The 25,001-nt window shown below is 67.9% G+C and carries 22 protein-coding genes; 6 read left to right on the forward strand and 16 right to left on the reverse strand.

Annotation, left to right across the window (positions count from 1 at the left end; genetic code table 11):
• From KDW55_RS06220 to KDW55_RS06230, 3 genes are all read right to left on the reverse strand, one after another.
• A partial coding sequence (locus tag KDW55_RS06220) for a TolC family protein (RefSeq protein ID WP_212197893.1) occupies positions 1–688 on the reverse strand: 688 nt, incomplete at its 3' end.
• A complete protein-coding gene (gene bpeB, locus KDW55_RS06225) occupies positions 688–3,888 on the reverse strand; it encodes an efflux RND transporter permease BpeB (protein ID WP_040141730.1) in 3,201 nt (1,066 codons plus the stop codon). The genes bpeB and KDW55_RS06220, both read right to left, overlap by 1 nt.
• A gap of 15 nt (positions 3,889–3,903) precedes the next feature.
• Positions 3,904–5,178, reverse strand: a complete 1,275-nt coding sequence (locus KDW55_RS06230) for an efflux RND transporter periplasmic adaptor subunit (protein WP_040141732.1) — start codon at positions 5,176–5,178, stop codon at positions 3,904–3,906.
• A gap of 397 nt (positions 5,179–5,575) precedes the next feature.
• Here KDW55_RS06230 and KDW55_RS06235 point away from each other — a divergent pair, with 397 nt between their 5' ends.
• Positions 5,576–6,214: a TetR family transcriptional regulator gene (locus tag KDW55_RS06235; protein WP_040141734.1), complete on the forward strand. Its 639-nt coding sequence runs from the start codon at positions 5,576–5,578 to the stop codon at positions 6,212–6,214.
• 121 nt (positions 6,215–6,335) lie between these two features.
• On the opposite strand, the gene KDW55_RS06240 is transcribed toward KDW55_RS06235, so the two are convergent.
• Entirely contained in the window at positions 6,336–7,001 is a 666-nt protein-coding gene (locus tag KDW55_RS06240; protein ID WP_059548599.1) for a cysteine hydrolase family protein, read from the reverse strand.
• A gap of 154 nt (positions 7,002–7,155) precedes the next feature.
• Between KDW55_RS06240 and KDW55_RS06245 the strand changes: the two genes are divergently transcribed.
• Positions 7,156–8,157 carry a helix-turn-helix domain-containing protein gene (locus KDW55_RS06245; RefSeq protein WP_212161778.1) on the forward strand — a complete coding sequence of 334 codons (1,002 nt, stop codon included), beginning with the start codon at positions 7,156–7,158 and terminating at the stop codon, positions 8,155–8,157.
• A 54-nt stretch (positions 8,158–8,211) separates the two neighbouring features.
• Here KDW55_RS06245 and KDW55_RS06250 read toward each other — a convergent pair whose 3' ends face one another.
• The 6 genes from KDW55_RS06250 to KDW55_RS06275 form a co-directional block, all read right to left on the reverse strand.
• Positions 8,212–8,919 carry an SRPBCC domain-containing protein gene (locus tag KDW55_RS06250; RefSeq protein WP_069241707.1) on the reverse strand — a complete coding sequence of 236 codons (708 nt, stop codon included), beginning with the start codon at positions 8,917–8,919 and terminating at the stop codon, positions 8,212–8,214.
• Between the two features lie 28 nt (positions 8,920–8,947).
• The gene (locus KDW55_RS06255; RefSeq protein ID WP_040144786.1) at positions 8,948–9,307 is read right to left on the reverse strand and encodes a DUF427 domain-containing protein; all 360 of its coding nucleotides are present in this window, start codon (positions 9,305–9,307) and stop codon (positions 8,948–8,950) included.
• Positions 9,308–9,441: 134 nt separating this feature from the next.
• Positions 9,442–9,882: a carboxypeptidase-like regulatory domain-containing protein gene (locus tag KDW55_RS06260; protein WP_212149887.1), complete on the reverse strand. Its 441-nt coding sequence runs from the start codon at positions 9,880–9,882 to the stop codon at positions 9,442–9,444.
• A 94-nt stretch (positions 9,883–9,976) separates the two neighbouring features.
• Positions 9,977–11,461, reverse strand: coding sequence for a DegQ family serine endoprotease (locus KDW55_RS06265; protein WP_059548603.1), 1,485 nt, complete (start codon positions 11,459–11,461; stop codon positions 9,977–9,979).
• Between the two features lie 100 nt (positions 11,462–11,561).
• The gene (locus KDW55_RS06270) at positions 11,562–12,908 is read right to left on the reverse strand and encodes an ATP-binding protein (protein ID WP_040141748.1); all 1,347 of its coding nucleotides are present in this window, start codon (positions 12,906–12,908) and stop codon (positions 11,562–11,564) included.
• 3 nt (positions 12,909–12,911) lie between these two features.
• The gene (locus KDW55_RS06275; RefSeq protein ID WP_059465693.1) at positions 12,912–13,574 is read right to left on the reverse strand and encodes a response regulator; all 663 of its coding nucleotides are present in this window, start codon (positions 13,572–13,574) and stop codon (positions 12,912–12,914) included.
• Between the two features lie 184 nt (positions 13,575–13,758).
• Here KDW55_RS06275 and dacB point away from each other — a divergent pair, with 184 nt between their 5' ends.
• From dacB to KDW55_RS06290, 3 genes are all read left to right on the forward strand, one after another.
• Complete coding sequence (gene dacB / locus KDW55_RS06280; RefSeq protein WP_069241709.1) at positions 13,759–15,294, forward strand: D-alanyl-D-alanine carboxypeptidase/D-alanyl-D-alanine-endopeptidase; 1,536 nt, start codon at positions 13,759–13,761, stop codon at positions 15,292–15,294.
• A 374-nt stretch (positions 15,295–15,668) separates the two neighbouring features.
• Positions 15,669–16,583 (forward strand): sterol desaturase family protein, encoded by a 915-nt coding sequence (locus KDW55_RS06285; RefSeq protein WP_212161779.1) that lies wholly within the window; start codon positions 15,669–15,671, stop codon positions 16,581–16,583.
• Between the two features lie 95 nt (positions 16,584–16,678).
• The gene (locus tag KDW55_RS06290) at positions 16,679–17,818 is read left to right on the forward strand and encodes an SGNH/GDSL hydrolase family protein (protein WP_040141755.1); all 1,140 of its coding nucleotides are present in this window, start codon (positions 16,679–16,681) and stop codon (positions 17,816–17,818) included.
• A 103-nt stretch (positions 17,819–17,921) separates the two neighbouring features.
• On the opposite strand, the gene KDW55_RS06295 is transcribed toward KDW55_RS06290, so the two are convergent.
• The 6 genes from KDW55_RS06295 to pyk all read right to left on the reverse strand — a co-directional run bounded on the left by KDW55_RS06295 (position 17,922) and on the right by pyk (position 24,730).
• Positions 17,922–18,950, reverse strand: coding sequence for an L-threonylcarbamoyladenylate synthase (locus KDW55_RS06295; protein ID WP_040141757.1), 1,029 nt, complete (start codon positions 18,948–18,950; stop codon positions 17,922–17,924).
• Between the two features lie 11 nt (positions 18,951–18,961).
• Complete coding sequence (locus tag KDW55_RS06300; protein ID WP_069241712.1) at positions 18,962–20,158, reverse strand: 5-(carboxyamino)imidazole ribonucleotide synthase; 1,197 nt, start codon at positions 20,156–20,158, stop codon at positions 18,962–18,964.
• A gap of 86 nt (positions 20,159–20,244) precedes the next feature.
• The gene (gene purE / locus KDW55_RS06305) at positions 20,245–20,766 is read right to left on the reverse strand and encodes a 5-(carboxyamino)imidazole ribonucleotide mutase (protein WP_011885906.1); all 522 of its coding nucleotides are present in this window, start codon (positions 20,764–20,766) and stop codon (positions 20,245–20,247) included.
• 18 nt (positions 20,767–20,784) lie between these two features.
• A complete protein-coding gene (locus tag KDW55_RS06310) occupies positions 20,785–21,675 on the reverse strand; it encodes a phosphoribosylaminoimidazolesuccinocarboxamide synthase (RefSeq protein ID WP_040141761.1) in 891 nt (296 codons plus the stop codon).
• Positions 21,676–21,906: 231 nt separating this feature from the next.
• The gene (fba, locus tag KDW55_RS06315) at positions 21,907–22,971 is read right to left on the reverse strand and encodes a class II fructose-bisphosphate aldolase (protein WP_040141763.1); all 1,065 of its coding nucleotides are present in this window, start codon (positions 22,969–22,971) and stop codon (positions 21,907–21,909) included.
• Positions 22,972–23,293: 322 nt separating this feature from the next.
• The gene (pyk, locus tag KDW55_RS06320; RefSeq protein ID WP_040144787.1) at positions 23,294–24,730 is read right to left on the reverse strand and encodes a pyruvate kinase; all 1,437 of its coding nucleotides are present in this window, start codon (positions 24,728–24,730) and stop codon (positions 23,294–23,296) included.
• Between pyk and KDW55_RS29590 the strand changes: the two genes are divergently transcribed.
• Entirely contained in the window at positions 24,729–24,857 is a 129-nt protein-coding gene (locus KDW55_RS29590) for a hypothetical protein (RefSeq protein WP_257785755.1), read from the forward strand. The genes pyk and KDW55_RS29590 overlap by 2 nt on opposite strands.
• The last annotated feature ends 144 nt before the right edge of the window (positions 24,858–25,001 follow it).

Consider the following 25,001-nt stretch of genomic DNA (forward strand, 5'->3'; position numbering starts at 1 on the left):
GCAGGTCGAGCTCGGAGCCCGTACCGTTGTCGAACTGCAGCTTCGTCAGGTCGTACGACGCCTGCGCGGTCTTCAGCGTGTTTTCCGTGACCTTCAGCAGATCCTCGGTCGACAGCAGCGTCAGATATTGGTCCGCGACCTGCGACACGAGCGAGATCTCGGTCGCCTGACGCGCGTACGACGTTGCCAGATACTGTGCGAGCGCCTGGTCCTTCAGGCTCTGCACGCGGCCGAACAGGTCGAGCTCCCACGACGCGGACAGCCCGACGTTGTAGGTGCGCGAGATGTACGGCGCGCCGGTCTGCGACACGCCGCGCGGCACGCGCTGGATGTTGCCGGTGCCCGTACCGTCGAGCGTCGGGAACAGGCCCGCGCGCGTGATCTGGTACTGCGCGCGCGACGCCTCGATGTTCAGCACCGCGACGCGCAGGTCGCGGTTGTTCTTCAGCGCGATCTCGATCAGCCGCTGCAGGCGCGGATCGACGAAGAATTCGCGCCAGCCGATGGCGGTCGCCGCCTGGCCGTTCGCGCTGCGCGCGCCGGCAGCGCCGGGCTGCGTCGCATAGACGCCGCCCGACGGGTATGCCTGCGCGACGGGCGCGTCGGGCCGCGTGTAATGCGGCGCCAGCGTGCAGCCCGCGGCCAGGAGCGCGACTGCGATTGCAGTCAAAGCGTGTTTTTGCATCATCACTGTCCCTTGTTGCCTTCGTCGCCGTTGCCCGGTTTCTCTTCGTGATGCGAGTGCTCCTGAGCCAGGCGCAGCGCCTCGTCGACGTCTTCCTTCTCGCCGCTGAAGATCGCACGAATCTTCACGAAGAACATCGGGATCATGAAGATCGCGAGGAACGTCGCGGTGATCATCCCGCCGATCACGCCGGTACCGATCGCGTGCTGGCTCGCCGAACCCGCGCCGTTGCTGATCGCGAGCGGCATCACGCCGAGAATGAACGCGAGCGACGTCATCAGGATCGGACGCAGCCGCAGGCGCGCCGCTTCCAGCGCGGCCTCGATCGGCCCCATCTTCTCCGTCATCTGCAGTTCGCGCGCGAATTCCACGATCAGGATCGCGTTCTTCGCGGACAAGCCCACGGTGGTCAGCAGACCGACCTGGAAGAACACGTCGTTCTCGAGGCCGCGCATCGTCGCCGCGAGCAGTGCACCGATCACGCCGAGCGGCACCACCATGATCACCGAGAACGGAATCGACCAGCTTTCATACAGTGCGGCGAGACACAGGAACACCACGAGGATCGAAATCGCGTACAGCACCGGCGCCTGCGAGCCCGACTGGATTTCCTGGAACGACAGGCCCGTCCACGAGTAGCCGATACCGACCGGCAGCTTCTTCGCGAGCCCTTCCATCGCGGTCATCGCCTGGCCCGTCGACTTGCCCGGTGCGGCCTGACCCTGGATTTCCATTGCCGATACGCCGTTGTAACGCTCGAGCTTCGGCGAACCGTACGTCCAGTGACCGGTCGCGAACGCGCTGAACGGCACCATCCCGCCCGACCCGTTGCGCACGTACCAGATGTTCATGTCCTCCGGCGTCATCCGGAACGGTGCGTCGGCCTGCACGTACACCTTCTTGATCCGGCCGTCGGTGTCGAGGAAGTTGTTCACGTACTTCGACGCCCACGCGATCGAGAACGTCTGGTCGATCGCATCCGCGCTCACGCCGAGCGCGTTCGCCTTCTCGCGGTCGATGTCGACCTTGTACTGCGGCGTATCGTTCAGCCCGTTCGGACGCACGCCCTGCAGCGTCGGATCCTTCGCGGCCATCCCCAGCAACTGGTTGCGCGCGGCCATCAGCGCGTCGTGGCCGAGACCGGCGTTGTCCGTCAGCTCGAAGTCGAAGCCGGCGGCCGTGCCGAGTTCCGGAATCGACGGCGGGTTGAACGGGATCACGATCGCGTCCTTGTAGCTGCCGTAGCGGCCGAACATCCGGCCGATCAGCGCCTGGACCTTCTGGTTCGCGTGCTGACGCTGCGAGTAGTCCTTCAGCTTCACGAATACGAGACCGGAGTTCTGGCCGCGGCCGGCAAAACTGAAGCCGTTGACCGTGAACGCCGATTCGACGATTTCCTTCTCGTCCTTCAGCAGGTAGTCGGAAATGTTCGCGAGCGTGCGCGCAGTCGTTTCCTGCGTCGAACCCGACGGCGTCTGCACGATCACGAACATCAGGCCCTGGTCCTCATCGGGCAGGAACGACTTCGGCAGGCGCACGAACAGCAGCCCGACCGCGACGATCACGACCAGATAGATGATGAGCCAGCGGCCCGAGCGCTTGATCACGTGGTGCACGCCGACGTGGTACTTGTCGCGGCTGTTGTTGAACGTGCGGTTGAACCAGCCGAAGAAGCCCTTCTTCTCTTCGTGATGGCCCTGCGGGATCGGCTTGAGGATCGTCGCGCAGAGTGCGGGCGTCAGAATCAACGCGACGAGCACCGACAGCACCATCGCGGACACGATCGTCAGCGAGAACTGCCGATAGATCGCGCCCACCGAACCGCCGGAGAAAGCGACCGGCACGAACACCGCCGACAGCACGAGCGCGACGCCGACGAGTGCGCCGGTGATCTGGCCCATCGCCTTGCGGGTCGCCTCCTTGGGCGACAGCCCTTCTTCCGCCATCACGCGCTCGACGTTCTCGACCACCACGATCGCATCGTCCACCAGCAGACCGATCGCGAGCACGAGGCCGAACATCGACAGCGTGTTGATCGAGAAGCCGACCAGCGACATGATCGCGAACGTGCCGAGCAGCACGACCGGCACCGCGATCGTCGGGATGATCGTCGCCCGCAGGTTCTGCAGGAACAGATACATCACGAGGAACACGAGCACGATACCTTCGAGCAGCGTCTTGACCACTTCCTCGATCGACAGCTTCACGAACGGCGTCGTGTCGTACGGATACTTGACGACGAGGCCGTGCGGGAAGAACGGTGCGAGCTCGTCGATCTTCGCGCGCACGGCCTTCGCGGTCGCGAGCGCGTTCGCGTTGGTCGCGAGCTGGATACCGAGTGCCGCGGTCGGCTGACCGTTGTACTTCGTATCGAAGTTGTAGTTTTCACCGCCGAGGCCGATCTGCGCGACGTCCTTCAGGCGAACCTGCGAGCCGTCCTGGTTGACCTTCAGCAGGATGTTGCCGAACTGCTCGGGCGTCTGCAGCAGCGTCGATTCGGTGATCGTCGCCTGCAGCACGGTGCCGGGCTTCGCCGGCGTGCCGCCGATCTGGCCGCCCGCGATCTGCACGTTCTGCGCGGTGATCGCGCTCGTCACGTCGACCGGCGTGAGGCCGTAGTTCGTCAGGCGGTTCGGATCGAGCCAGATCCGCATCGCGTACTGCGAGCCGAACAGCGTGACGGTACCGACGCCGTTCAGGCGGCTGATCGGATCCTTCACGTGCGACGCGACAAAGTTCGCGAGGTCGTACTTGTTCATGCTGCCGTCTTCGGAGTTGAAGGCGAGCACCAGCAGGAAGCTGCTGCTCGACTTCGTCACCGACAGACCGAGCTGCTGCACGACCTGCGGCAGAACCGGCGTCGCGAGCGACAGCTTGTTCTGCACCTGAACCTGCGCGATGTCGGCGTTGGTGCCCGGCGCGAACGTGAGCGTGATGGTCGCGTTGCCCGAGTCGTCACTCGTCGACGACATGTACAGGAAGTTGTCGAGACCGCTCATCTGCTGCTCGATCACCTGCGTCACCGTGTCTTCCACCGTCTTGGCGGAAGCGCCCGGGTAGTTCGCGGTGATCTGGATCGACGGCGGCGCGATCGTCGGATACTGCGCGATCGGCAGCGTGAAGATCGCCGCAACCCCGGCCAGCATCAGGATGATGGCGATCACCCACGCGAAGATCGGGCGATCGATAAAAAACTTTGCCATGAAACAGGCTCCCTGTTATTGCGCGCTCGACGCAGCGGCGGCGCTCGCCGGTGCTGCGCCCGAGGCGGCGGCACCCGAAGCGGCTGCGGCGCCCGAACCGGCCGCGGCCGGCGCCGCGGATGCGGCTGCAACGCCCGATGCCGCCGAGGCGGCCGGCAGCTGCGCCGGAACCGACTTCACGGTCGCACCCGGACGCACCTTGTCGACGCCCTGCACGATCACGCGGTCGCCCGCCTGCAGACCGCCCTCGACGATCCAGTTCTGCCCCTGGATGCCGGTCGTCTTCAACGGACGCGGCTCGACCTTGTTGCTCGCGTTCACGACCATCGCGATCGCCTGGCCCTTCTGGTCGTGCGTGACGCCGATCTGCGGCACCAGGAACGCGTTCTCGTTCACGCCTTCCTCGATGCGTGCGCGCACGAACATCCCCGGCAGCAACACGCGGCCCGGGTTCGGAAACACCGCGCGGATCGTGACCGAACCGGTCGTCTGGTCGACGGTCACATCGGAGAACTGCAGCTTGCCCGGCTCCGAGTACGTCTTGCCGTCCTCGAGAATCAGCGACACCTTCGCCGCACCCGGGCCGCTCGTCTTCAGGCGGCCGCTCTGCACGTCCTGACGCAGTTTCAGCCCGTCGAGGCTCGACTGCGTGAGGTCGACATAGACCGGATCGAGCTGCTGCACCGTCGACATCAGCGTCGCCTGGCTCGCCTGCACGTACGCGCCCGGCGTCACCTGCGAAATGCCGACGCGGCCGGTGATCGGCGAAACGACGTCCGTATAGCCGAGGTTGATCTGCGCGGTCTCGACCGCTGCCTTGCCGGCTGCGACGTCCGCCGCCGCCTGCCCTTGCGTGGCGACCGCGTTGTCGTAGTCCTGCTTGCTGACCGCATTCGCGGCAACCAGCACCTTGTAGCGCGCGACCAGCGCGTTTTGCGTGACGAGGTTCGCCTGCGCCTTCGCGAGCGTCGCCTTCGCGCTGTTCAACTGCGCGAGGTACGGCGCGGGATCGATCTTGTAGAGGCGCTGGCCGGCCTTGACGTCGCTGCCTTCGGTGAATTCACGACGCAGCACGATGCCGTCGACCCGCGCGCGGACCTGCGCGACGAGGAATGCACTGGTGCGGCCCGGCAGTTCGGTGAAGACCGGTACGGCTTGCGGCTGGACGGTGACGACGCCGACTTCCGGCGTTTGCGGCGGCGGTGCCGATTCTTTTTTCCCGCACGCGGCCAGGAAAACGGCGGCCGTCGCGACAGTGAGTAAGCGGTATGGAACCCGTTCGACGCGCATGGAGCGACCTCTGTGTATAACCAATGGAATGAGTGCGGCGCCCGGACGGAGCGCCACACGGATGCGCCTCGCGGCGCTGATCGAACACCTGAATTGCTGGACTACTGGATACAGCAAGTCGGCACGAGACCTCCATGCCGACGAGATGCCGCGAACTGCGGACTTGTACTAGGGCGGGAATCAGCAGAGTGGGATATTAACTGATTGCCACTTGGGTCATTCGATCGTAGGGTGGTATTGTATATACATTCACGAATGTATGTAAAAAGCCCGCTCGCCCGCCCCCGCCCGTTCAGTCTTACGAATTATTACCAATCGCAAGCATAGCGGCTCGGCGCGGCGGCGGCGAGCGTTACAGACCCATATTCACCGACGATCGATCCATTCAGGCCTGCACATGGTCAGACGCACCAAGGAGGAGGCGCTCGAGACGCGCAACCGCATTCTCGACGCCGCCGAGCACGTGTTCTTCGAGAAGGGCGTGTCGCACACGTCGCTCGCGGACATCGCGCAGCATGCCGGCGTGACGCGCGGCGCGATCTACTGGCATTTCGCGAACAAGAGCGAATTGTTCGATGCGATGTTCGACCGCGTGTTCCTGCCGATCGACGAGCTCAAGCGCACGCCGCTCGACGCGCCCGGCGGCAATCCGCTCGAGAAGATCCGCAAGATCCTGATCTGGTGCCTGCTCGGCGTGCAGCGCGACTCGCAGTTGCGGCGCGTGTTCAGCATCCTGTTCATGAAATGCGAATACGTCGCGGACATGGAACCGCTGCTGCAACGCAATCGCGCGGGCATGAGCGAAGCGCTGCACGCGATCGACGCCGATCTCGCGGCGGCCGTGCAGCTCAAGCTGCTGCCCGAGCGGCTCGACACGTGGCGCGCGACGCTGATGCTGCACACGCTCGTCAGCGGCTTCGTGCGCGACATGCTGATGCTGCCGGACGAGATCGACGCCGAGCAGCACGCGGAGCAACTCGTCGACGGCTGCTTCGACATGATGCGTTACAGCCCTGCGATGCTGAAAGCGGGCTGACGGGCCAGCGCGCCGCCGACGCCGCCGCGTGCCGTTTCATCGCCGGCGGCCGGATGGACCGGCCGCACGCGGTCGATGCGCCACCCGATCGAATTCTTGACCTTCCCGCTGCGCGCGTCCGTCACGCCGCCTTCGCGCGCCCGGCGCGGGCCCGCCGGTTCGACGCGGCGACGGAATCGCGCGCCGGCATCGCCGCGCCGCCGATGCCGGCGATCCACGCATCGGTCGACATCACCGCCGCGAAGTTCGACTGGAACACCACCGAGTACGCTCGGTGAATCTCCTCGGCGCTCGCCGCTCCTGCTTCGTTCTCGTACGGCACCGCGCCGGTCGCATCCGCGAGGTACTCGACGGTCAGCCCGGCATGCACCGCGTGATACACCGTCGACGCATTGCAGTTGTGCGTCATGTAGCCGGCGACGGCGAGCGTGTCGATTTCGTGCGCATCGAGCCACGCGGCGAGATCGGTGCCGGCGAACGCGCTGGCCTGCGCCTTCACGATCAGGTGCGCATGGGGCCTGCCGGCAACGACCGGGTGCAACGCGACACCGTCCGTCCCGGGCGCGAAGATCGGCGCACCGGCCGGCGCGACGTGCTGCACGACGATCACCGGCACGCCGGCCGCATGCGCGGCGTCGATCGCGCGGCCAATGTTCGCGAGCGATGCGTCGACCGGCGGATATTCGACAGGCAGGCCGCCCGTGACGTACTCGTTCTGCACGTCGATGACGATCAGTGCACGGCGGGAAGCGGAAACGGCAGAAGACGACGACACGGCATTCGACATGGCAGGACTCCCGGTTGGACTGCGCCGCCCCGCTCCGGAGCGGAACGGACAGCGGCGCGATGCGACGCATTGTCGGATCGCACCGCGCATGCGGACAGTGGCCCGATAGCCAATATTCGATAGAATCGGGCCATCACCATGCCCGAGTCCGCCCATGCGCGTCACCGCGTCGTCCGCCGCCCTCGCCCCGACCATCGTCGCCGTGATCGCATACGACGGTATCAGCCCGTTCCATTTGTCGGTGCCGTCCGTCGTGTTCGGCAAGGAGCGCGACGCCGCAGCCACGCCCGCGTTCGATTTCCGCGTCTGTTCGGCGGAGCGCGGCCCGCTGTCGACCACGGGCGGATTCACGATCACCGCGCCGTACGGGCTCGACGCGCTCGACGACGCGGACATCGTCATCGTGCCGGCATGGCGCGATCCGGACGAAGCGCCGCCGGCCGCGATGGTCGACGCGGTGCGCACGGCGGCCGCGCGCGGCGCGCAGGTCGTCGGCCTGTGCCTCGGCGCTTACGTGCTCGCCGCGGCCGGGTTGCTCGACGGACGTCCGGCCACGACGCACTGGGCGTGGGCCGACGATTTCGCGCACCGGTTTCCGCGTGTGAAGCTCGACCCCGACGTGCTGTACGTCGACGACGGCAACCTGATGACATCGGCCGGCACGGCCGCGGGGCTCGACTGCTGCCTGCACGTCGTGCGGCGGCGCTTCGGCTCGGACGCCGCAAACCGGATCGCGCGCCGCCTCGTGATCCCGCCGCACCGCCAGGGCGGTCAGGCGCAATACGTGCCGCAGCCGGTCGCCGCGCATCCGCGCGACGCCCGGCTGGCGGGGCTGCTCGACTGGGTGCGCGCGCATCTCGACCTCGCGCACAGCGTGGATTCGCTCGCCGGGCGCGTGCTGATGAGCCGGCGCACGTTCACGCGGCACTTCCGCCAGGCGACGGGCACCACCGTGACCGCATGGCTGCAGGCCGAGCGGCTCACGCGCGCACAGCACCTGCTGGAGACCACCGGACAATCGATCGACGCGATCGCGCAGGCGGCCGGCTATGGGTCGAGCGTGTCGCTGCGCCAGCATTTCGCGAGCGCACTCGGCACGTCGCCGTCGGCTTATCGGAAGGAATTTCGCGGCGCCGGGCCCGACGCATTGCGCTGACGGCCGGCGCGCAGATGGCCGGCTCGCAGACAACGCGCGAGCGGCTGCGGATGCTCAGGCGCCGTTGATCCAGCGCGCCGCGTACAGCAGCAGCGCGACGAACACGACGATCGCCGCCCACGCCCAGCCGGACAGCGGACCGGATTCGCGATGATGCACGACGCTCGCGGCCCGGCCACTCAGCGCGCCGCCGAGATGCGGCAGCGGACGCTTCGCCGCGGCCATCAGCGACGCGGGACGCAGGAACACGTGCTGCCGGCGCGGCGCATTCGTCCGCGCGCGGTTTGGCACGAGACCGTGCTTCGCCTGCACGACCGCACTGAATTCGCGGAAGAAATCGTCGGTCCATTCACGCAGCGCATTTTCGATCTGTCGCGCCGGCAGTTCGGCGAGCGGCCCGCTCGCCGTCGCCCACACCACGTAGTCGATGCGCGTCGCCTCGGCGTCGCCTTGTTCACGCAGCAGCACGAGTTCGACCTGGCCGCGCAGAGCGCCCAGACCATCGGCCCGAGCCTTGAAGTTCAGCAGGCGGCGCGGCAGCCCTTGCGCATCGCCCTGTTCGCCCGCCGAATGGGCACGCACGTCGTAGCGCGCGCGCAGCGGGCCGAGCGGCACCGTGATCGTCAGCGCGAATTCCCCGTGCGCGAGCTTCTCGAACGACTCGCAATGATCGAAGCTCGCGCGCAGCAGTGCGAGATCCTCCAGCGCCTCGCGCACGACGGCCGGCGCGAGCGGTACGCGCAACGTGTCGTTCAGTTCCATGACGCCTCCCCGATGAACGCGCGCCGCATCAGGACGTCTCGACGAGACTGTCGATCCGTGCGGCATCGAAGGCAACGTAGTGCGCGAGCGCGGCCGCCGCCTCCGCCGGTTCTTCATAACTCCATGCGGCGTTCTCGATCACGCCGTCTTCGGTCTGCAGGTCGAAGTAGACGGCCTGCCCCCTCAGCGGACACGCCGTCGTGACGCTCGACTTCACGAGCCTGCGCATGTTGACGTCGCCGCGCGGCAGATAATGAATGTCCGGCAGGCCCGCCTCGCGCACCGTCAGCGCGCCGTGCGAGTCGGCATACGTGATGCCGCGATGGATCACGCGCACGCGATGGCGGTTCGGCACGATTTCGAGGCGAGGGTCGGCTGCATCGGACATCGTTTCTCCTCCGGGCAGCGCCGGCGGGCACGCCGGGCGCGGAAACGAAAAAGCCACGGCACGAAGCCGTGGCTCTCATTATGGGCGAAAGTTAATCCGATTGCGCTACCCGCCGCGGGCCTACGCACGGTGCGTTACTGGGCGCTCCACTGGAACGCGGCCTTCGCGCCGCCCTTCGCGCCGACGGTGACCGCGCGCGTCTCGTCGCTGCCCTGATACGACGCGTGCACCGTGTAGCGCCCCGGCGGCAGCTTCACGAGCATGTACGGCCCGCGCGCATCGGTCTTCAGCAATTCGGTACCCTTGCCGTCGACGATCCGCACATGGACGTCCGCGAGATATTCACCGCCCTTGCCGGTGAAGCGCAGCGCCAGCGGCCATGCCGCTTCGTTGCGCTCGAACGCCGTCGACTGATCCTTGCCGATGCCGCCTGACACAAAGCTGACATCGCCCTGCTGGCTCGCTTCGGGCAAGCCGTCCGACGATTGCGCGTACGCGGCCGGCACGGCGACCGCAAGGCCGGCGGCCAGTGCCGCCGCGACGGCAAATCGGGACACGTTGCGTAGATATTGCATGGCTCTCTCCTTTCGGGTCGGAACACAACATCTCGGCGCCGAACGCCGGCGGCGCCCGCGCGGGCCGGCCGGGCCGGCCCGTTGCGGCCGCCGGTCAGCTCAGGTCGACCGGCACGAAGATCTGTGCATTATCGCGCTGGATCAACAGAGCAAGACTGTTGCCCGCTCCCTTGACCGCCTCGCGCAACTGCTCGGGGCTCGTGACCGGACGGCCGTTCACCGCGAGAATCACGTCGCCCGGCTGGATGCCCGCGCTGGCGGCCGGGCCGCCGGCCTGCTGCACGATCAGCCCGTGCGACAGATTCGTTGCGCTGCGCTCCTGAGGCGTCAGCGGTCGCACCGCGACACCGAGGCGCCCCTGCTCGACGGGGCCGCCGTCGTTCGACGCCACCTTCGCGTCGCTCATCGCGCCGAGCGTCACGCTGATCGACTTCTTCGCCTTGTCGCGCCACACCTGCAGTTCGGCCTTCGAGCCCGGCTTCAGGTTTGCGATCTGCGCGGGCAGCGACGTCGAATCGGCGACCGGCGAGCCGTTGACTGCAAGGATCACATCGCCCGGCTGCAGGCCGGCCTTCGCGGCCGGGCCGTTCGGATCGACCGAGCTGACGAGCGCGCCGTCGGGCTTCTGCAGCCCGAACGAACTCGCGAGCGTCTGGTTCAGCCCCTGCACGGCGACGCCGAGGCGGCCGCGGCTCACGTGGCCCGTCTTCACGAGCTCGTCCTTGACCTTGATCGCCTCGTTGATCGGAATCGCGAACGACAAGCCCTGGAAGCCGCCCGTCTGCGAGTAGATCATCGAGTTGATGCCGATCACCTCGCCCTGCAGGTTGAACAGCGGGCCGCCCGAGTTGCCGGGGTTCACCGGCACGTCGGTCTGGATGAACGGCGTGTAATTCTCGTCGGGCAGCGAGCGCGACTTCGCGCTGATGATGCCCGACGTGACGGTATTGTCGAAGCCGTACGGCGAACCGATCGCGACGACCCACTGGCCGACCTTGCTCTGCGCCGGATCGCCGATCTTCACCGTCGGCAAGCCGCTCGCGTCGATCTTCAGCACCGCGACGTCGGACTGCTTGTCGGAGCCGACGACCTTCGCCTTGTATTCGCGCTTGTCGGTCAGCTTCACCGTGACGACGTTCGCACCGTCGATCACGTGCGCGTTGGTGAGGATGTAACCGTCGGAGCTGACGATGAATCCCGAACCGAGGCTCGCGCTCGGCTGGTCGTCCGGCTGCGCGTCGCCGCCCATTCCCGGCACCTGACCGTAGAAGTGCTTGAAGAACTGGTAGAACGGATCGCTCGGATCCATCGGCAGCTGCGGCTGCTGCACGCGCCGCGACACCTGCTTCACGACGTGCTTCGCGCTGATGTTCACGACCGCCGGGCCGTAGGTTTCGACCAGCCCGGAGAAATCGGGGATACCGGTCTTCGCCGCGGCTTCGGCCGGCATCAGCGCGGCAGCCTGCGCAGGCGTGATGATCTGCGGATCGGCATGGCGGGTACCCGCGACATAACCGGCGGACAGCGCGGCCGCCACGGCGACCGCGACGGCGCCGCGCGCAAGGAATCGGGTGTTCATCGTAGGACCTCCTCTTTGTTAGGTCGCAGCGTAACGACCCTGACTTAAAGGAGGCTTAATCGGCCTTAAGCGGGGCTTAAGCCGCTGCCGGAGCGGCAGCTCACGCCGATTCGGACGCTTGCGGCGCCGGCTGCGGCATTTCCGCGTCGCGGAACACGACGCTTACGAGCAGCCCGCCCGCGGCTGCGTCGCCGAGCGACACCGTCGCACCCTGCTGCGCCGCGACCCGCTTGACGATCGCGAGCCCGAGTCCGCTGCCCGACACATCGGCGCGCGCGCGTGCTGAGCTGTCGCGGTAGAACCGGTCGAACACGCGCTCGCGCTCGTCGGGCGGGATGCCGGGCCCGCTGTCGGCAATCTGCACGCATGCGCGGCCGGCCGCATCGCGCGTCAGCGACACGTCGATGCGCCCGCCGTCCGGCGTGTATTTCACCGCGTTGTCGAGCAGGTTGCCGAACATCACGCGCAGCGCGCTGATGTCCGCGCTGACGGTCGCCGCGCGCGCCTCCTCGAAGCCGAGGTCGATGCCGCGCCGCTGCGCGAGCGGCGCGTGCGCGGCCACGCATTCGGCGAGCAGCGCGTGCAGGTCGACCGGCTCGCGCACGGTCGCGCCGTCGGGCTCCGCGCGCGCGAGCGCGAGCAGCTGTTCGGTGAGGCGCGTCGCGCGCGTGACGCCGTCCTGCAGATCCGCGACCGCCTCGCGGCGCGATGCGTCGTCCTTCGCGCGTGCGACGAGCTGCGCCTGGATCTGCACGGCCGCGAGCGGCGTGCGCAGTTCGTGCGCGGCATCGGCGACGAACGCCTTCTGCGTGTCGAGGGCTGCCGACAAGCGCGCGAGCAGCCCGTTCAGCGCGCGCACGAGCGGCTGCACCTCGAGCGGCAGCCGCGCGTCGGGCAGCGGATCGAGCGCTTCCGGGCGGCGCGCCTCGACCGCGCGCGTCACGCGGCCGAGCGGCGCGAGCCCGCGACCGACGATCATCCAGACTGCCGCGCCGAGGAACGGCAGCAGCACGATCAGCGGCCACAGCGTGCGAAGCGCGACGTTTGCGGCGAGCCGGTTGCGCACCGACAGAGGCTGCGCGAGCTGCACGACGTTGTCGCCGACGATCGCGCCGTACACGCGCCATTCGCCGCGATCGGTGCGCTCGGTCGAAAAGCCGAGTTCCGCGCGCGGCGCGATCGGTGCGCGCGGATGCGAGAAGTACATCAGCACGCCGTTGCGGTTCCAGATCTGGATCACGATGCCTTCGTCGCCGTTGGTGCGCGAGCCGAACACCTGCGAGAACGGTTCCGACGGCAGCGCCGCGGCGATTTCCTGCAACTGGTAGTCGAACAGTTCGTTCGCTTCGGCGAGCGCCTGCCGGTAGATCAGCCAGCCCGCGGCGCACACGCCCGCGACCACGATCGCGAGCAGCCAGACCAGCAATTGATGACGAATCGACCTCACGCGTCAGCTTTCCTTGACGACCATGTAGCCGAGCCCGCGCACGTTGCGGATCAGGTCCGACCCGAGCTTCTTGCGCAGCGCGTGAATGTAGACCTCGACGGTGTTGCTGCCGATCTCCTCGCCCCAGCCGTACATCTTCTCCTCGAGCTGGCTCTTGGACAGCACCGCGCCCGGCCGCGCGAGCAGCGCCTCGAGCAGCGCGAATTCGCGCGCGGACAGCGCGACGGGCGCGCCGTCGAGCGTCACCTGGTGCGACGCAGGGTCGAGCGTCAACGCGCCGTGGCGGATCAGCGACTCGCTGCGGCCGGCCTGGCGGCGGATCAGCGCGCGCATCCGCGCGCCGAGCTCGTCGAGGTCGAACGGCTTGACCAGGTAGTCGTCGGCGCCCGCGTCGAGGCCCTTCACGCGATCGACCACCGCGTCGCGCGCCGTGACGATCAGCACCGGCAGCGACAACCCGCGCGCGCGCAGCGTGCGCAGCACGTCGATGCCGTCGCGCTTCGGCAGGCCAAGGTCGAGCAGCAGCAGGTCGTACGTTTCGCCGCCGAGCGCCGTGAGCGCGGCGTCGCCGTCCTGCACCCAGTCGACCGCGAAGCCGTCGGCGCGCAGCGCCTTGCGCACGCCCTCGGCAATCATTCGATCGTCTTCAACTAGCAGAATCCGCATCGGAACCGGAACCCATGGGACGAGTGAAACATGGCGACCATTGTAGCGCCGCGAATCCCGGGTGCTCCCTGCAATGCAACAGAAAGGCAGTTTGCGGCGGCCGTGCGCGCAGTTGTCTCTACAATGTGCGCTCCGGCGCCGCGCGCGCCCTGCCCCCGACCCTGCGCTTTTCCCGTATTCGCACATGCCGATTTCCGCTCTTTCCGCCCGCTTCGTCCCGCGTGCCCGCGTCTGCCTGCGCGCGGCCGCCGTCGTCGCCACCTGCACGGCCCTCGCATTCGCGCCGCCCGCGCAGGCTCGCAAGAAATCCCACAAGGAAGCACGCAAGACAGCGATCGTGTCGCCCGCCGCGCGCGCCGCCGGCCTGCCCGCGTCTGTGCTCGTCGCGCTGCAGCGCGCGAAGGTGCCGGCTTCGGCGATGAGCGTGGTCGTCGAGCGCGTCGGCGATCCCGAGCCGCTCATTGCATGGAACGCGAGCCGGCCGATGCTGCCGGCGTCGACGATGAAGCTCGTCACGACCTATTCGGGCCTGTCGATGCTCGGCCCCGACTTCCGCTGGCGCACCACCGCATATGCGGACGGTCCGGTCGACCCGGACGGCACCCTGCAGGGCAACCTGTACATCAAGGGCACCGGCGATCCGAAGCTCGTGCCCGAGGAACTGATCGACCTCGTCGACAAGCTGCGCAAGGCGGGCGTCAAACGCGTGGCCGGCGGCCTCGTGCTGGACAAGACTTATTTCGCCGCATCGACGCGCGACCTGCCGTCGTTCGACGACGACGTGAGCGCGCCGTACAACGTCGGCCCCGATCCGCTGCTGTACGCGTTCAAGGCCGTCTCGTTCACGGTCACGCCCGGCGACGACGGCAAGGTTGCCGTCGACATGCTGCCGCCGCTCGCGAACCTGTCGATCGACAATCAGCTCGTCGAAGGCACGGGCTCGTGCGGCGCGGCCGCCGCGGCCGCACGTCCGACGCTGTCCGCGGGCAACGGCGGGATCGTGACCGCCTCGTTCGCCGGCGACTATCCGTTGCGCTGCGGCTCGCACACGACCAACCTCGCGATCCTCGATCACACGACGTTCTTCGCGCGCGGCTTCCTCGCGCTGTGGCAGCAGGACGGCGGCACGATCGCGGGCCCGGTCACCGAAGGCAAGGTGCCAAGCGCCGCGCGGCCGCTCGCCGTGCACCACAGTCCGGTGCTCGGCAGCATCGTCTACGACATCAACAAGTTCAGCAACAACGTGATGGCGCGCAACCTGTTTCTGACGATCGGCGCGGTCGCCGGCAAGCCGCCCGCGACACCCGAGCAGTCGAGCCGCGCGATTCACGCGTTCCTGCAGAAAAGCGGCATCGCGATGCCCGACCTCGAACTCGACAACGGCTCTGGCCTGTCGCGCGACGAGCACGTGAGCGCGCTGTCGCTCGCCGCGCTGCTGCAGGCGGCGAACGCGAGCCCGGTCGCGCAGGCGTTCATCGATTCGCTGCCGATCGCCGGCATCGACGGCACCATGAAGAACCGCCTGACCAACGCGGGCGTGCTCGGCAACGCGCACATCAAGACCGGCACGCTGCGCGACGTGCGCGCGATCGCGGGCTACGTGGCCGGCGCCGACGGCCAGAGCTACGTCGTCGTCAGCTTCATCAACGACGATCATGCGGAAGCCGCGCGCGCCGCGCACGACACGCTGCTCGAATGGGTCTACGCGGGCGCACGCTGACCCCGCATACGCGACAACGCGGCAGCATGCCGCCGCTCGCGATCGCGTTGCGGCGTCCGTTGGCCGGCATCGGATGCCCGGCGCGTAGCGGAACGGCGGTCGCGGCCCCGCCATCGAATTCACCGTTCGCCGTTTGAAACGGCCAGCTGCTGCGGTGCGCCGCGCGCTGCCCGTCGTCCGCGCCCGCAAACAGGGCCACACCGCCCGGCCACGCGCCGCGCGGCTTCCGTAGAAACCCTGTCCTCAGAGGGAACCCTCTACGCTGCCCCCTCGCCTAGTGCGTGGCGATTGCGTAGGCTGTTGGCCTGACCGATATCTACAACGGGCCGCACGCCCGGCCTCACGGCTTGCAGGGGAAAGGAGGAGACACGTCCATGCGATTCGACGTCGAATTGCTTCTGCTCGCGCTGGCGCCCGTCTTCCTGCTGTGCATCGCGTGGGAAGCCTGGCACCTCGCGCGCACGCGTGCGCAGGATCACGTCTATGCGTGGCGCGACACGCTGTGCAATGCGGCGCTCGCGCTGATGCACCAGGGCGCCGACAAGCTCGCGTGGCTGTTCGTGATCCCCGTTTATGCGTACTGCTACGCACATTTCCGGCTGTTCACGTGGCACGACGGCTGGCTGTCGTTCGCGGTGCTGTTCGTCGGCCAGGATTTGCTCTATTACGTGTTCCATCGCGCGAGCCATCGCGTGCGCTGGCTGTGGGCCGCGCACGTCGTACACCACTCGTCCGAGCGGATGAATTTCTCGACCGCGTTCCGGCAGAGCCTGATGTATCCGGTCGCCGGCATGTGGGTGTTCTGGCTTCCGCTTGCGCTGCTCGGCTTTCCGCCGCAGCAGATCGTCGGCGTGGTGCTGATCAATCTCGCGTTCCAGTTCTTCGTGCACACGCAGGCGATCGGCAAGCTCGGCTGGGTCGAATACGTGTTCAACACGCCGTCGATTCATCGCGCGCACCACGCCCGCAACCCGCGCTATATCGACCGCAATTACGCGGGCGTGCTCGTGATCTGGGATCGGCTGTTCGGCAGCTTCGTCGAGGAAGCGTCCGACGATCCGCCGCGATACGGGATCGTCGAGCCGCTCGGCTCGAACAATCCGCTCGTCGCGACGTTTCACGAGTGGGTGTCGATGGCGGCCGACGCGATCCGCGTGCGCGGATGGCGCAACAAGCTGCGCGCGATTTTCGGCCCGCCCGAATGGGCGAGCGCTTATCATGCGCAGATCGCCGAGGCCGCGAATCACGATCCGCGCACCGCGCCGCTTGCGGCCGTGCGCGACCAATAAACCGCTTCAGCCAACGGCCGCCGCGCAGTCCGAACCTGAGCGGGCACGCGGCAGATGCACAACACATCGGGCCATATCTACGAGGAGATCCATCGATGCAGACGCAACAATCCACTCCGTCGCGCAGCCGCCAACGCCTGCTGCGCACCGCGCAGGTCGCGATCGCGGGCGCTGCGCTCGCGCTGCTCGCCGCATGCGGCGGCGGTGACGACAACAACAGCAGCAGTGCATCGAACACGCCGCCGTCCGGCGTGAAGATGCAGATCGTGTCGTTCGGCGACAGCCTGTCGGATGTCGGCACCTACTCGCAGATCAAGCTCGGCTTCGGCGGCGGCCGCTTCACGACCAATCCGGGCCAGGTGTGGACGCAGGACGTCGCGCAGTACTACGGCGACACGCTGCAGCCCGCGAACCAGGGCGGCTTCGGCATTCCGCTGCAGGCGACCGGCGGGCTCGGCTATGCGCAGGGCGGCTCGCGCGTGACGTTGCAGCCGGGCATCGGCCACGCGGATGCGAGCGTCGCAAACTCGGACTACGCACAAGCGACGACGACGCCGATCGCCGACCAGGTCAAACAGTACCTGTCGCAGCACGGCAGCTTCAACGCCGGCCAGATCGTGCTGATCAACGGCGGCGCGAACGACATCTTCTATCAGGCGCAGGTCGCGCAGGCGCAAGGCAACACGCCGGCCGCGCAACTCGCGGCCGCGCAGGCTATCGGCCTTGCCGCGCAGCAGCTCGGCGGCATCGTCCAGCAGATCGTCGCGGCCGGCGCGACGCACGTGTTCGTCGCGAACGTGCCGGATATCGGCGGCACGCCGCTCGCGCTGCAAGGCGGCACGCAGGCAGTGTTCACGCAATTGTCGGGCCTCTTCAACCAGACGCTGGTCGGCACGCTGGCCGCGCTGAAGGTCGACACGACGAAGTACGCGGTAATCGACTCGTTCACGTGGCAGGACGGCATCGCGGCCAACTATCAGGCGAACGGCTTCAGCGTGAAGAACACGGATACGGCGTGCAACCTGAAGGCGATGGTCCAGGCCGCGACGCAGTACGGCGTCGCGAATGCGACCGCGTTCGGTTCGTCGCTGTTCTGCTCGCCGCAAACGTACACGGTCGCGAATGCAGACCAGACCTACATGTTCGCCGATACGGTGCACCCGACCACGCGCCTGCACGCGCTGTTCGCGCAGTACGTCGAACAGCAGATCGCGAAGTCCGGCGTCGGCAAGTAAGCCGCCGGCCACGCGCCCAAAACGAAAACGCCTGACCGGTTCGCGCCGGTCAGGCGTTTTTCGTTTGCGGGAGCGATGCGAAGGGCTGCGAACGGCTGCTGCGTCAGTCGCGCGCTTCGAACGCCGCGGCCGCGCGGCCGAGACGGTCGTTGACGGCGATCCATTCGATGGTCTCCGGCAGCTTCTCGACGAGAATGCGTGCGACCTGCGCACGGTCGAGCGCGCGCAGCATCCCGTACAGGTCGCGCGCATAGGCCTGCGGATCTTCCGGCGCCGCGACGAAATGCACGCCGTCGGCCTGCGCCCAGCGCCCTGCTCGCGATGCGCGTGCGACGAGCGCGACGCGTTCGCCGTCGACCTGCGCAGCCGCGAGCAGCGGCTCGAGCGCGTCGAACGGCAGCAGCGCGAGCGGCGTGCGCGGCGCGTAATGCGCCTTCAGCGTGCCGGATGCGCGCGGCGCGGTCGCGTCGCTGCCGTCCGGCAGACGCGGCGCGCGGCCGAGCACGTCGGCAATCTGCTGCGGCGTCACGTGGCCGGGCCGCAGCAGCGCGGGGAAGCCGCGCGACAGGTCGAGAATCGTCGATTCGATGCCGACTTCGGACGCGCCGCCGTCGAGCACGTGCACCGTGTCGCCGAATTCGTCGCGCACGTGCTGCGCGGTGGTCGGACTCACGTGACCGAAGCGGTTCGCGGACGGCGCCGCCACTCCGCCGTGGCCGCTGCGCCGCGCGCTGAACGCGGCCAGCAGCGCTTGCGCGACCGGATGCGACGGGCAGCGCAAGCCGACCGAATCCTGACCGCCGCTGACCGCATCGGGAATGCGCGCATGGCGTTTCAGGATCAGCGTGAGCGGCCCCGGCCAGAATGCATCGATCAGCGCGCGCGCATCGGCCGGCAGGTCGTCGGCCCAGTAGCCGGGATCGCCGCCCGGCGGCAGATGCACGATCACCGGATGGTTCGCCGGACGCCCTTTGGCCGCGTAGATGCGCGCGACGGCTTCGGGGTTCGCCGCATCGCCGCCGAGCCCGTACACGGTTTCGGTCGGAAACGCGACGAGCTGGCCCGCGTCGAGCAGCGCGGCGGCCGCGTCGATCTGCGCGGGCGTCACCGGGTTCGGAAGATCGATCGACATCGGCTGCCGCCTCAGTCGAGCGGCACGCGCAGCAGTTGCGCGCACGCGTTGGCGGCAGCGACGGCGCCGTCGCGCGTCTCGGCCGTGAAATTCACGTGGCCCATCTTGCGGCCGACGCGCGCTTCTTCCTTGCCGTACAGGTGCAGGTGTGCGGCCGGCATCGCGGCGACCGTGTCCCACGGCGGCGTGACGGGGTCGGCCTCGGCCCCATTCGGAAACCATACGTCGCCGAGGATGTTCAGCATCGCGGCGGGCGAATGCTGGCGCGGGTTGCCAAGCGGCATGCGCGTCATCGCGCGCACCTGCTGCTCGAACTGGCTGGTCGCGCACGCATCGACCGTATAGTGGCCGGAGTTGTGCGGGCGCGGCGCCATTTCGTTCGCAACGAACGAGCCGTCTTCCAGCACGAAGAATTCGACGCACAGCACGCCGACGTAGCCGAGCGTATCGGCGATCCGGACCGCTGCCCGCTGCGCCTCCTCGACGCGCGCCGCATCGGCGGCCGGCGCCGGCACGACGGTCAGCGCCAGGATGCCGTTGTGGTGCACGTTCTGCGCGAGCGGGAATGCGGCCGAGCGGCCATCGACGCCACGCGCGATCAGCGCGGACACTTCGTACTTCAGCGGCAGGCGCTTTTCGAGCACGCAAGGCACGCCGCCAAGCGCCGCATGCGCATCGCGCGCTTCCTGCGCGGTGTTCACTCGCACCTGGCCCTTGCCGTCGTAGCCGAGCCGCGCCGTCTTCAGAATGCCCGGCAGCACCGCGACCAGCGCCGCATCGTCGAGCGCGGCGAGCGCCGCCGCCGATTCGATCACCACATGCGGCGCGACCGGTACGCCGGACGCCTCGATGAAGCGCTTCTCCGCGATCCGGTCTTGCGCGACCGCGACGCAGCGGCCGGCCGGCGCGACGAAGGTGGTGCGCGCGAGGAAATCGAGGCTCGCGGCCGGCACGTTCTCGAATTCCGTCGACACGGCGTCGCACAACCCGGCGAGCTCCGCGAGCGCGGCTTCGTCGTCGTAGGCCGCGCGCAGGTGGCGGTCGGCGACCGCGCCCGCAGGGCTCGCCGGATCGGGATCGAGCACCGCGACGCGATAGCCCATCGACTGGGCGGCAAAGCAGAACATGCGGCCGAGCTGGCCGCCGCCGACCATGCCCAGCCACGCGCCGGGCAGGATCGGGGAAACGGAATCAGGAGTTGCGGTCATGTCAGTGGTCGGTTGCGGCGGGTACGGCCCGCCGCAGTAGGAAGATCAGGCGGCCGCCCGAAGCGCGCAGCGGCCGCGGTGCGCCGTCATGCGAGCGGCGGCAGCACCATCGCATGCGCGGCTTCGTTCTGGCGCACACGGAACGCGGCGAGGCGGTTCGCGTAGTCGACCGACGTGCCGGACAGGATCGACACCGCGAACAGTGCCGCATTCGCGGCGCCGGCCTCGCCGATCGCGAACGTCGCGACCGGCACGCCCTTCGGCATCTGCACGATCGAGTGCAGCGAATCGACGCCCTTCAGGTACTTGCTCGCGACCGGCACGCCGAGCACCGGCACGGTCGTCTTCGCGGCCAGCATGCCGGGCAGGTGCGCGGCACCGCCGGCGCCCGCGATGATCGCGCGCAGCCCGCGCTCGCGCGCCTTCTCTGCATAGTCGAACATCTCGTCGGGCATCCGGTGCGCGGACACGACCTTCGCTTCGTACGGCACGCCGAATTCCTGCAGGATCGCGACCGCGTTCTTCATTACGTCCCAGTCGGAACTCGAACCCATCAGCACGCCGACGAGCGGCGCGCTGTGCGTGTGGGCAGTCTGGACTTCAGTCATTTTCGTGCGTTCCTTCGCTCAGGCGAGCGGCTGGCCGGTGATGCGCTCGAGCGCCTCCTGGTACTTCGCGGCCGTCTTCTCGACGACGTCGGCCGGCAGCGCCGGCGCCGGCGCGGTCTTGCCCCACGGCTGCGCCTCGAGCCAGTCGCGCACGAACTGCTTGTCGAACGACGGCGGGTTGGTGCCGACCTGGTACTGGTCGGCCGGCCAGAAGCGCGACGAGTCCGCCGTCAGCACTTCGTCCATCAGGTACAGCTTGCCGTGATTGTCGAGGCCGAACTCGAACTTCGTGTCGGCGATGATGATGCCGCGCGTCGCCGCGTAGTCGGCTGCTTCCTTGTACAGCCTGATCGAGATGTCGCGGATCGTCGCGGCCAGCTCGGTGCCGATGCGGCGCTCGGTTTCCTCGAACGTGATGTTCTCGTCGTGCTCGCCCAGCTCGGCCTTCGCGGCCGGCGTGAAGATCGGCTCGGGCAGCTTCTGCGCATTCTGCAAGCCTTCCGGCAGCTGCACGCCGCACACCGCGCCCGACGCCTGGTATTCCTTCCAGCCGCTGCCGGCCAGGTAGCCGCGCACGACCGCTTCGATCATGATCGGCTCGAGGCGCTTGACGACGGCCGCGCGACCCTTGACCTGCTCGACTTCGTCAGCCGCGACGACCGATTCCGGCGCGTCGCCGGTCAGGTGGTTCGGCACGATGTGCGCGAGCTTGTCGAACCAGAAATTGGCCATCTGGTTCAGCACGCGGCCCTTGTTCGGAATCGGCTCGCCCATGATCACGTCGAATGCCGACAGGCGATCCGTCGTGACGATCAGGAGCTTGTCGTTGCCGACCGCGTAGTTGTCGCGGACCTTGCCGCGACCGAGGAGCGGCAGCGAGCGGAGCGTGGATTCGTAAAGGGTAGACATCGTCTTTTCGCAGATAAGGAGCCAAACAAAAAGGGAAACGCCGTTCCCCGCGGCAGGCGGGAACGGCGGTCTTGCAATGCGTCGGCGAACCGGCGGGCGCTCGCGCCCGCGGCTGCCGGCCGGCCTTTGTTCGGCCGGTCGAAATGGCTGTCAGGGCCGGATCGGATCCGGCGCCGGGGCAGCCTGCCCCGGACCGGCGGCGAAACCGGGCGGGGCAATCGTACTACAGTCTCAGCGCACGACCTGCGCGAGCGCGCCGGACTTGTACTGTTCGGCGATCTTCTCGAGCGCGACCGGCTTGATCTTCGCGGCCTGGCCTTCGCAGCCGAATGCAAGGTAGCGGTCGACGCACACCTTCTTCGCCGCTTCGCGCGCGGGCTTCAGGTAATCGCGCGGATCGAACTTGCCCGGGTTCTCGAACAGGTAGCGGCGGATCGCGCCGGTGATCGCAAGACGCAGGTCGGTGTCGATGTTGATCTTGCGCACGCCGTGCTTGATGCCTTCCTGGATTTCCTCGACCGGCACGCCGTAGGTTTCCTTCATGTCGCCGCCGAATTCGCGGATCTCGGCCAGCAGCTCCTGCGGCACCGACGACGAACCGTGCATCACCAGGTGCGTGTTCGGAATGCGCGCGTGGATTTCCTTGATGCGCTGGATCGACAGGATGTCGCCCGTCGGCTTCTTCGTGAACTTGTACGCGCCGTGCGACGTGCCGATCGCGATCGCGAGCGCGTCGCACTGCGTGAGCTTGACGAAGTCGGCTGCCTGCTCCGGATCGGTCAGCAGCTGCTCGCGGGTCATCGTGCCTTCCGCGCCGTGGCCGTCTTCCTTGTCGCCCTTCATCGTCTCGAGCGAGCCGAGCACGCCGAGTTCGGCCTCGACCGTCACGCCGATCGAGTGCGCCATCTCGACGACCTTGCGCGACACGTCGACGTTGTATTCGTACGAGGCGACCGTCTTGCCGTCCGCTTCGAGCGAACCGTCCATCATCACGCTCGTGAAGCCGCTGCGGATCGCGGCCATGCAGACCGCCGGCGACTGGCCGTGGTCCTGGTGCATCACGACCGGGATGTGCGGATACGACTCGACCGCCGCTTCGATCAGGTGGCGCAGGAACGGCTCGCCCGCATACTTACGCGCGCCGGCCGATGCCTGCATGATCACGGGCGCGCCGACCTGGTCCGCCGCCGCCATGATCGCCTGGACCTGCTCCAGGTTGTTCACGTTGAAGGCCGGCAGGCCGTAACCGTGCTCTGCCGCGTGGTCCAGCAATTGACGCATTGATACGAGAGGCATTGTGGAACTCCTTGGAATGAAAACCGGTGCGCCCTGACGCCGGCCCGGCGCTCGCTCCGGGCTGACCCGGGACGGCACGGCGCGGCTGAGCGTCGAATAGCCGCATTTTATCGCGAAGCGCCTCCGTTTCCGACCGCCCGGGGGCGCGCGCTCGCAATTTGTTACCTTCGCACGGCACAATCCGGCCAAAAAACAGAAAAAAAGCCGCGCGGGGCATCGGACCCCGCGCGGCTTTGGATCAAAAAAAGGTGCCGGATCGACTCGGGCAGCGGTGCGGCCGGTCGTCGGACCGGCCCGTGCCCGCCGTCACCCGGGCCCAATCTCAGTAATGTTCGCCGACCCGCACGATCTTCAGCGTGTTGGTGCCGCCCGCCTGCCCCATCGGCTCGCCGACGGTTAGCACGACCATGTCGCCGTGCTGCACGTAGCCCTGCTTGACGACGATCTCGAGCGCCGCCTGCAGCGCCGAGTCGCGGTCGCTGTTGAAGTCGACGTGCAGCGGGGTCACGTTGCGGTACAGCGCCATCGTGCGTTCGCTGCCGACACGCGGCGTCAGCGCGAAGATCGGCACGTGCGTGTAGTGGCGCGACATCCACAGCGCGGTCGCACCCGATTCGGTCAGCGCGACGATCGCCTTCGCGCCGAGGTGGTACGCGGTAAACAGCGCGCCCATCGCGATCGACTGGTCGATGCGCGTGAACGTGCGGTCGAGGAAATCCTTGTCGAGCTCGACGTGCTCGGACTTTTCCGCCTCGACGCACACGGCCGCCATCGTCTCGATCGTGACGACCGGGTACTTGCCGGCGGCCGTCTCGGCCGACAGCATCACCGCGTCGGTGCCGTCGAGCACCGCGTTCGCGACGTCCGACACTTCCGCACGCGTCGGCACGGGCGCGTAGATCATCGATTCCATCATCTGCGTCGCGGTGATCACGAGCTTGTTCGACTCGCGCGCCATCCGGATCATCCGCTTCTGCAGCGCCGGCACGGCCGCGTTGCCGACTTCCACCGCGAGGTCGCCGCGCGCGACCATGATGCCGTCGGACGCGTCGAGGATGCTTTGCAGCGCCGGGATCGCTTCCGCACGCTCGATTTTCGCAATCATCTTCGGCTTGATGCCGTACGGCGCGCCTGCGATGTTCGCGAGCTGGCGCGCCATTTCCATGTCGGTCGCGTTCTTCGGGAACGACACCGCGACCAGATCCGCGCCGAGCGACATCGCAGTGCGGATGTCCTCCATGTCCTTCGCGGTCAGCGCGGGCGCCGACAGGCCGCCGCCCTGGCGGTTGATCCCCTTGTTGTTGGACAGTTCGCCGCCCACCTTGACGATCGTGTGGATCTCGTCGCCGAGCACGCGCTCGACGGTCAGCACGATCAGGCCATCGTTCAGCAGCAGCAGATCGCCCGGCTTCAGGTCGCGCGGCAGCTCCTTGTAGTCGAGGCCGACGCGCTCGTCGTTGCCGAGCTCGCAGCCCGCGTCGAGGATGAACGGCTGGCCGGGCGCCAGCGTGGTCTTGCCGTTCTCGAACTTGCCGACGCGAATCTTCGGACCCTGGAGGTCGGCCATGATCGCGATCTCGCGGCCGACCTTGCGGGCGGCCTCGCGCACCATCTCGGCGCGCTGGCGGTGATCGTCGGCCGTGCCGTGCGAAAAATTGAGCCGCACGACGTCGAGGCCCGCCTGCATCATCTGCAGCAGAATCTCCGGCGAACTGGAGGCCGGGCCGATCGTGGCGACTATCTTGGTGGCGCGCTGCATGAAACTCCTCTTCTGGATCAAGGTGGATGCGCTGGGTGAAACGCTGCGAGAGCCGGAATCGGCGGGCCCAGCGGCGGCCGTTCCGGGGGGCGTGCCGGTGCTTGCGCCCGGCATCGCTTTGTTCTGAATCTCGTGGTGCTGCACGACCGCGTCGCCGGCGGCCGCCGGTGCGCGCGGGGCCGAGTTCGCCCGCGCGGGCGCGCGTGTGCGCTTGCCCGCGCCGGCCGGCTGCTCCGCTTTCGCGGAGCGCGCGGCCCTCGCTACCCCTGCG

It is taken from the genome of Burkholderia sp. AU19243 (assembly GCF_018148075.1).
In the GTDB taxonomy this organism is placed as follows: domain Bacteria; phylum Pseudomonadota; class Gammaproteobacteria; order Burkholderiales; family Burkholderiaceae; genus Burkholderia; species Burkholderia latens_A.

What these genes read in the sequence shown, in the direction of transcription:
- KDW55_RS06260 (WP_212149887.1), bottom strand. Translation starts at nt 9,882, where the DNA reads ATGCAATATCTACGCAACGTGTCCCGATTTGCCGTCGCGGCGGCACTG.
- KDW55_RS06275 (WP_059465693.1), bottom strand. Translation starts at nt 13,574, where the DNA reads ATGCGGATTCTGCTAGTTGAAGACGATCGAATGATTGCCGAGGGCGTG.
- KDW55_RS06265 (WP_059548603.1), bottom strand. Translation starts at nt 11,461, where the DNA reads ATGAACACCCGATTCCTTGCGCGCGGCGCCGTCGCGGTCGCCGTGGCG.
- KDW55_RS06255 (WP_040144786.1), bottom strand. Translation starts at nt 9,307, where the DNA reads ATGTCCGATGCAGCCGACCCTCGCCTCGAAATCGTGCCGAACCGCCAT.
- KDW55_RS06240 (WP_059548599.1), bottom strand. Translation starts at nt 7,001, where the DNA reads ATGTCGAATGCCGTGTCGTCGTCTTCTGCCGTTTCCGCTTCCCGCCGT.
- KDW55_RS06310 (WP_040141761.1), bottom strand. Translation starts at nt 21,675, where the DNA reads ATGTCTACCCTTTACGAATCCACGCTCCGCTCGCTGCCGCTCCTCGGT.
- pyk (WP_040144787.1), bottom strand. Translation starts at nt 24,730, where the DNA reads ATGCAGCGCGCCACCAAGATAGTCGCCACGATCGGCCCGGCCTCCAGT.
- purE (WP_011885906.1), bottom strand. Translation starts at nt 20,766, where the DNA reads ATGACTGAAGTCCAGACTGCCCACACGCACAGCGCGCCGCTCGTCGGC.
- KDW55_RS06295 (WP_040141757.1), bottom strand. Translation starts at nt 18,950, where the DNA reads ATGTCGATCGATCTTCCGAACCCGGTGACGCCCGCGCAGATCGACGCG.
- dacB (WP_069241709.1), top strand. Translation starts at nt 13,759, where the DNA reads ATGCCGATTTCCGCTCTTTCCGCCCGCTTCGTCCCGCGTGCCCGCGTC.
- KDW55_RS06250 (WP_069241707.1), bottom strand. Translation starts at nt 8,919, where the DNA reads ATGGAACTGAACGACACGTTGCGCGTACCGCTCGCGCCGGCCGTCGTG.
- KDW55_RS06235 (WP_040141734.1), top strand. Translation starts at nt 5,576, where the DNA reads ATGGTCAGACGCACCAAGGAGGAGGCGCTCGAGACGCGCAACCGCATT.
- KDW55_RS06230 (WP_040141732.1), bottom strand. Translation starts at nt 5,178, where the DNA reads ATGCGCGTCGAACGGGTTCCATACCGCTTACTCACTGTCGCGACGGCC.
- KDW55_RS06290 (WP_040141755.1), top strand. Translation starts at nt 16,679, where the DNA reads ATGCAGACGCAACAATCCACTCCGTCGCGCAGCCGCCAACGCCTGCTG.
- KDW55_RS29590 (WP_257785755.1), top strand. Translation starts at nt 24,729, where the DNA reads ATGAAACTCCTCTTCTGGATCAAGGTGGATGCGCTGGGTGAAACGCTG.
- fba (WP_040141763.1), bottom strand. Translation starts at nt 22,971, where the DNA reads ATGCCTCTCGTATCAATGCGTCAATTGCTGGACCACGCGGCAGAGCAC.
- KDW55_RS06245 (WP_212161778.1), top strand. Translation starts at nt 7,156, where the DNA reads ATGCGCGTCACCGCGTCGTCCGCCGCCCTCGCCCCGACCATCGTCGCC.
- bpeB (WP_040141730.1), bottom strand. Translation starts at nt 3,888, where the DNA reads ATGGCAAAGTTTTTTATCGATCGCCCGATCTTCGCGTGGGTGATCGCC.
- KDW55_RS06300 (WP_069241712.1), bottom strand. Translation starts at nt 20,158, where the DNA reads ATGACCGCAACTCCTGATTCCGTTTCCCCGATCCTGCCCGGCGCGTGG.
- KDW55_RS06285 (WP_212161779.1), top strand. Translation starts at nt 15,669, where the DNA reads ATGCGATTCGACGTCGAATTGCTTCTGCTCGCGCTGGCGCCCGTCTTC.